The sequence below is a fragment of the Streptomyces sp. STR69 genome, from assembly GCF_024519455.1.
Lineage (GTDB): Bacteria > Actinomycetota > Actinomycetes > Streptomycetales > Streptomycetaceae > Streptomyces.
The window spans coordinates 1-5,790 of the sequence record NZ_JALJRY010000071.1 but is presented as its reverse complement, the minus strand read 5'-3'; the positions used below and the strand labels follow the sequence as shown (position 1 = coordinate 5,790).

Genomic DNA, 5,790 nt, shown 5'->3' with positions numbered 1-5,790 from the left:
CCGTCACCGCCGTCCGCTTCCAGGGCATCATCCACGACTTCGTCATGCTCAACGCCCTCCGCGAAACCCACGCCGCCCAAGCCGCCATCACCATGGCCGTCGACACCCTGCGTACCGCGCTCCACGGCAGCTGAGACATCCAGAAAGAGAGCCCCCATGTCCACCACCCCCACCGTCCTCCTCGTGCACGGCGCCTTCGCGGACGCCGGCAGCTGGTCCGGTGTCATCGCGGAGCTGCAGAGCCACGGCATCCCCGTACTGGCGCCGTCGAACCCGCTGCGCGGCCTGGCGTCGGACGCCGCGTACATCGCGTCCGTGGCGTCCCAGATCGACGGCCCGGTCGTCCTCGTCGGCCACTCCTACGGCGGTGCGCTGATCACCGTGGCCGGCACCACGGAGAACGTGGTCGGTCTGGTCTACGTGGCGGCCTACGCCCTCGAAGAAGGCGAGAGCCTCGGCGAGTTGCAGGGGCGCTTCCCGCTCTCGTCGCTCGTCAGCAACCTCAAGCAGTGGACGTACCCGGTCCCGGGCGGCAACCCGGCCGTCGAGGTCACCATCGCCGAGGACGCCTTCCCGTCGGTGTTCGCCGCCGACGTGCCCACGGACGTCACCAAGGTCCTCGCGGCGGCCCAACGCCCGCTGGCCGCCGCGGCGTTCGAGGAGACCGCGGCCGCTGCCGCGTGGAAGACGAAGCCGGCCTGGGCGCTCGTCGCCGGGGCGGACGAGGCGATCAACCCGGAGGTCGAACGCTTCGGCGCGAAGCGGGCAGGGGCCACCGTCGTCGAACTCGAAGGCGCCTCGCACGCGGTGGCGGTCTCCCGGCCCAAGGAGGTCGCCGACCTGATCCGTGACGCGGTGCGCGCGACGAGCTGACCCGGCGCGGGGGGCGCGGCCGGACGTCCGTACGGTGTCCGGCCGCGCCGTTCCTCATTCCCGGGTGACCAGCACGGCCGACGCCGCGAGCAGCACTCCTGCGGCGGGGGCGGGCGTCCGTGGCCGCGGCCACGGGAAACGGCAACCGTTCGGCCCCTACGTCGCTGGTGGGGTCGTAGATGCACCGCCCGGACCGTGGGGAGGAAGACGACCGACTCGGCGCCGGTGTGTCGCGTGACGTGGTCGGCGTGGGCCGCTGGGACATCCCGGCGGGTAGGTGAAGGGTGCCCGCGGACCACCGGTTCAGCGGCTGCGCAGGACGGTGAGCGCGGTGTCGAGGTCGGCCGCTCGGGGGCGGTTGTGGGGCAGCTTGCCCAGGACGACGGCCATGCCGCACGTGTCGGTGACCGCCGAGTAGACCAGACCTCCCGCGATGCCGACGGCCAGGAGCTGGAAGGCCGGGTGCACGAGCAGACCGAGGGCGAGGCCCAGGAGCACCACCGTCCCGGCGGTGAAGCGCACCTGCCGCTCCATGCTCCAGCCGGCCCGGGTGTCGCAGGCGGCGGGACGGTGCAGGCCGTGGCCGTCGGCGGCCCAGGCTCCGGTGCCTCCGGCGAGGGTGGCGGTCGGTATGCCCTGCTCGGACAGCAGCTTGCAGGCGTTCGCCGAGCGCGCGCCGGAGGCGCACACGACAAGGATGTCACCGTGTTCCGCGGCGTGGCGTATCTCCGGCAGGGCCCGGCGGACGTGGTCCAGGGGGATGTTCAAGGCACCGGGCAGGTGGCCGGTGGCGTACTCGGCGGGCGTGCGCACGTCGATGACGGTGAGTTCGTGGAGCCGGGTGCGGGCCTGGTCGGTGGCGAGGCTGACGGGGGTGGGAGAGCTGGTCATGGCGGGTGTGATCCTTTGATGGTCGCCGTCGTCCCGAACCGGGACGTACAGTACCCCTAGGGGTATTGATCGAGGAGTGATCGTGGAGCTGGAGCTTGAGGGCGCGGACCTTAAAGCCGTGCTGAACCGCCTGCGCCGCGCGCAGGGTCAGATCGCCGGCGTGATCCGGATGATCGAGGAGGGGCGCGACTGCGAGGACGTCATCACGCAACTCGCCGCCGCTTCACGCGCCCTCGACCGTGCCGGTTTCGCGATCATCGCGACCGGCATGCAGCAGTGCATGACCGACATCGAATCCGGCCGCAAGAACGGCGAGGACGCCCAGCAGATGCGCGCCCGCCTGGAGAAACTGTTCCTGTCCCTGGCGTAGGGCCGACCCGGGCCCGTCCGCCGCGGCACGTCATGCCGCCGCGTCGATCAGCATGAAGGCGGCCACGGCCAGCAGCACCAGGGCGAAGACCCGCTGAAGCGTGTGCCCGGAGATCTTCGTGGCCAGCCGTTTCCCGTCCCAGGCGCCGAGGATCGCGGCCCCGGCGAAGGGGCCGATGACCGCCCAGTCCAGCCCGTCGGCCGTGCCGGTGCGCATCGCCAGCGCGGCCAGGGAGTTGACGGTGATGACCAGCAGGCTGGTGCCCACCGCGTTGCGCATCCGCATGCCGAGCACGTTCACCAGCGCCGGTACGGCAAGGAAGCCGCCACCGACACCGAGGACACCGGTGACCGCGCCGAGCCCGCCACCGGCTGCCGCCACCCGCACCGGCCGCACCGGCCGCACCGGCCGCACCGGCACGACGGTGTCCGCCGCACGCGGGCGGCTGCGCAGCATGCGCAGGGCTGCCGCTCCCGCCACCATCGCGAAGGCCGCTGTCAGCACGGCCGCCGGAACACGTCCGGCCAGCGCGCCGCCCAGCATCGCCGGACCGATCCCGGCCGCCGCGAACAGCAGCCCGGTCCGCCAGCGGACGTTCCCGTCGCGGGCGTGCGCGGACATGGCGGTGGCCGAGGTGACGGCGACGATGACCAGGCTCGCGGTGGTGGCCGCGACCGGGGTGAAACCGAGCAGGTAGATCAGGGCGGGTACGGCGAGCACACTTCCGCCGCCCCCCAGCGCGCCGAGCGCCAGACCGATGACCGCACCCGCGGCCAGGGCGAGTATGAGAGTGCTCACGCGACGGTGCCGTTTCCGCCCCGCGGGTCCACCACCGGCAGTCCCGCCTCGGCCCAGTCCCGCATGCCGCCGATCACGTCCACGGCCTCCGCGCCCCGGGCGGCCAGCAGTTCGGCGGCCTGCCGGGAGCGGTTGCCGGAGCGGCAGATCACGACCAGGGGCCGTGCCCGCGCCTCGGCGGGCAGTCCGGCCCCTGCGGCCAGTGCCGAGAAGGAAAGGTGTACGGCTCGGGGCGCGTGCCCCGCCTGCCATTCGTAGGGTTCGCGGACATCGAGCAGGACGGCGCCTGCACTGCTTTCGGCGGCGTTCCCGTTCTTCCCGTGGCCGGTGCGTACGGCCGCCTCCTGGACGGTCACACGGCCCGGAGTGCCGCGACCTCGTCGGAACATGCTCATCTGGCTTTCTCGCTCCTTGTTTCCCGTGTCGGTACGGAGGATCGGCAGGGGTCGCCGCGACGCGCGGCGCCGTCAGGCGGTCCGTACGGTGAGCCCGGCCTTCTCGGCCGCGTCGAAGGAGTCGTCCACGGCGACGACCTCGCGACCGGCCGCGTCCAGCAGGGAGGCGGCGATGGCGGCGCGCATGCCGCCCGCGCAGTGCACCCAGACCTGACCGGCGGGGACCTCGTCGAGGCGGCGGTGCAGGGCGTGGACCGGGATGTGGACCGACCCCTCGATGTACCCGCCCGCCCGCTCGGAACTGCGCCGGACGTCGAGCACGACGACGCCCTCCGCCGGGTGCCGACCCGCGAGGTCGGCGAATGCCGCACGCCGGAACGAGGCCGGTTCCGCACCCTCCCGGACCCAGCCGCCGGGGTCGCCGATGGCCGCGGCGGCCGGGCGGTCGATTCCCACGCGGACCAGTTCGCGCTGGGCGGTGGCGAGCTGCTCGGGCGACTCGGCGAGCAGCGTGACCGGTTTGCCCCACGGAATCAGCCAGGCCAGATACGTGGCGAGCTGTCCCTCGGCCTCGAAGTTGAACGAGCCGGACACATGTCCGGCGGCGAAGGCGACACGGTTGCGCAGGTCCACCACCCACTCCCCTACCGCCAGCCGGACGGCTATCTCCTCGGCGTCGGCGACGGCGGGTGGGGTCAGGTCGAGGGGCGCGGGTCCGGCGGCGTTGGCCGGGCCCATGTGCGTGTAGTACGCGGGGATGTCGTCCAGGCCGGCCAGCAGGCCGGCGACGAAGTCGTCCACGTCCCGGGTGAGCGCGTCGTTGGACGCCTTCTCCTTGCCGATGGTCGTGTCACCGCCCTCCGCGTGGGAGGAGGAGCAGAAACTGCCGAAGCCGTGCGTGGGCAACACGGCCGTGCCGTCGGGCAGTTCGGCGGCCAGCCGGTGCGCCGAGGCGTGCTGGGCCCGGGCCAGGTGCTCCGTGAGACGCGGCTCCACGAGATCGGGTCGGCCGACGGTGCCGACCAGCAGCGAACCGCCGGTGAACACGACGACCGCCGTGCCGTTCTCCTCCAGCGCATAGGAGGTGTGGTGCGGGGTGTGGCCGGGCGTCGCGAGCGCGCGCAGGGTCAGACCGGCCTCGGCGTCGATCTCCGCGCGGTCACCGTCGTGCACAGGCACACGCGCGAAGGAGACACGGGCCCCTGCGGGAACGAGATAGGCGGCGCCGGTGAGCCGAGCGAGCTCCGGGCCGCCGGTGACGTAGTCGTTGTGGACGTGCGTCTCGACGACCTGCGAGATCCGCACCCCCCGCCGGGCCGCCGCCGCGATCACCCGGTCCACGTCACGGGGCGGGTCGACGGCCACCGCCGTCCGCTCACCGCCCGCGAGATAGCTGCGGTTGCCGAGCCCTGGCACCTCGATCGTGTCGACGAAGAACACGAGGCACTCCTTTCCAGCTTCCAGCGAAGAATTACCCCGGGGGGTATGTCTTCGACGGTAGCACGAGTACCCCAGGGGGTATTTTTGGAGTCAGGGGAAGCCCCTGGAGACACCTCCCGATTCCTCCCGCACGACGGGGCACCCGTCCCGCGCCGTGCGAGCCGCCAGAAGGGCCACCGCCTGCGCACTCCTCGCGGCCCTGGCCCTCGCCCTGCGCCACCACCGCCCGCTGCTGACGTTCGCCCTCACGCTCCACACCGCCCTGCTCAGGGACGCGGCGTTCGCCTCGTAGGCCGCGCTGTACACGCCCTCATCCCTGAGCCTGGTCCACCTCACCTACAGCCTCGCCACGGCCGCCGCTCCGGTCTTCCTCGACCAACTCGTCCAGGCCCGGCGCGAGTTGACGCTTCGGCTCGCCGAGATCACGGAGGCCCGCGAGCAGGAGCAACTCCTCAGTGCGCAGGCCGCGTTGGCGAAGGAACGTGCCCAACTCGCCCGCGAGATGCACAATGTGGTCTCGCATCAGGTCAGTCTCATCGCCGTCACCGCCGCCGCACTCCAGGTCGGCAGCCCGGACGCCGAGGCGAGAGCCACCGGGGCCACGATCCGCCGGCTCAGCGTGCAGACCCTGGAGCAACTGCGGCACATGGTCGGAGTCCTACGCGCCTCCGGAAGCCGCCCCACCGAACTCACACCCCAGCGGTCCCTAGCCGACCTCCATCACCTGATCGCGGCCAGCGGCATCGAGACCGAGTTGGAGACCGACCTGCCCGACGGACTCCCGCCACCCCTCCAGCGCAACGACACCCTCAGGGCCACCGTCACCAACACCGCCCCCACCCGGCCCGCGCTCCCCCTGACCTACGCGCATCCGGATCCCCTTCCCGGCCATGCACCCGCCCCTCCCCGGCCCTGGAAGACCTCATCACCCGAGTTGTGCTCCGGAGGGGCCGGACGCAACGTCGGCCTCGTCCTGTCAGCCGCCGTTCTGCGTGGCCGTCTTGGAGTAGCTGTCTTTCCAGG

At 72.4% G+C, this 5,790-nt stretch carries 6 protein-coding genes and 2 pseudogenes; 4 read left to right on the top strand and 4 right to left on the bottom strand.

Translation table 11 applies throughout. The annotated features are described in order from the left end of the window. Positions 1–134 (top strand): annotated as a pseudogene (locus OC490_RS48920) (esterase); the annotation flags it as partial. Positions 135–156: 22 nt separating this feature from the next. Continuing rightward, on the top strand, positions 157–873 hold the full coding sequence (locus OC490_RS48915) for an alpha/beta fold hydrolase (protein WP_262064533.1): 717 nt from the start codon (positions 157–159) through the stop codon (positions 871–873). Positions 874–1,176: 303 nt separating this feature from the next. On the opposite strand, the gene OC490_RS48910 is transcribed toward OC490_RS48915, so the two are convergent. Continuing rightward, the gene (locus tag OC490_RS48910; protein ID WP_262064532.1) at positions 1,177–1,764 is read right to left on the bottom strand and encodes a rhodanese-like domain-containing protein; all 588 of its coding nucleotides are present in this window, start codon (positions 1,762–1,764) and stop codon (positions 1,177–1,179) included. A gap of 82 nt (positions 1,765–1,846) precedes the next feature. Between OC490_RS48910 and OC490_RS48905 the strand changes: the two genes are divergently transcribed. Further along, a complete protein-coding gene (locus tag OC490_RS48905) occupies positions 1,847–2,134 on the top strand; it encodes a metal-sensitive transcriptional regulator (RefSeq protein WP_026151438.1) in 288 nt (95 codons plus the stop codon). A gap of 30 nt (positions 2,135–2,164) precedes the next feature. Here the strand turns inward: OC490_RS48905 and OC490_RS48900 are convergent, their stop codons facing one another. The 3 genes from OC490_RS48900 to OC490_RS48890 all read right to left on the bottom strand — a co-directional run bounded on the left by OC490_RS48900 (position 2,165) and on the right by OC490_RS48890 (position 4,767). After that, positions 2,165–2,932, bottom strand: a complete 768-nt coding sequence (locus OC490_RS48900; protein WP_262064531.1) for a sulfite exporter TauE/SafE family protein — start codon at positions 2,930–2,932, stop codon at positions 2,165–2,167. Continuing rightward, a complete protein-coding gene (locus OC490_RS48895; RefSeq protein WP_262064530.1) occupies positions 2,929–3,327 on the bottom strand; it encodes a rhodanese-like domain-containing protein in 399 nt (132 codons plus the stop codon). Before OC490_RS48895 ends, OC490_RS48900 begins: the two co-directional genes overlap by 4 nt. Positions 3,328–3,399: 72 nt before the next feature. Next, positions 3,400–4,767 (bottom strand): MBL fold metallo-hydrolase, encoded by a 1,368-nt coding sequence (locus tag OC490_RS48890; RefSeq protein ID WP_262064529.1) that lies wholly within the window; start codon positions 4,765–4,767, stop codon positions 3,400–3,402. A 172-nt stretch (positions 4,768–4,939) separates the two neighbouring features. Here OC490_RS48890 and OC490_RS48885 point away from each other — a divergent pair. Then, a pseudogene (locus OC490_RS48885) lies at positions 4,940–5,638 on the top strand (histidine kinase); the annotation flags it as partial. Positions 5,639–5,790: the final 152 nt, after the last annotated feature.

Excerpts from the sequence above, each read along its gene's own strand:
- OC490_RS48915 (WP_262064533.1), top strand. The coding sequence starts at position 157 with ATGTCCACCACCCCCACCGTCCTCCTCGTGCACGGCGCCTTCGCGGAC.
- OC490_RS48895 (WP_262064530.1), bottom strand. The coding sequence starts at position 3,327 with ATGAGCATGTTCCGACGAGGTCGCGGCACTCCGGGCCGTGTGACCGTC.
- OC490_RS48910 (WP_262064532.1), bottom strand. The coding sequence starts at position 1,764 with ATGACCAGCTCTCCCACCCCCGTCAGCCTCGCCACCGACCAGGCCCGC.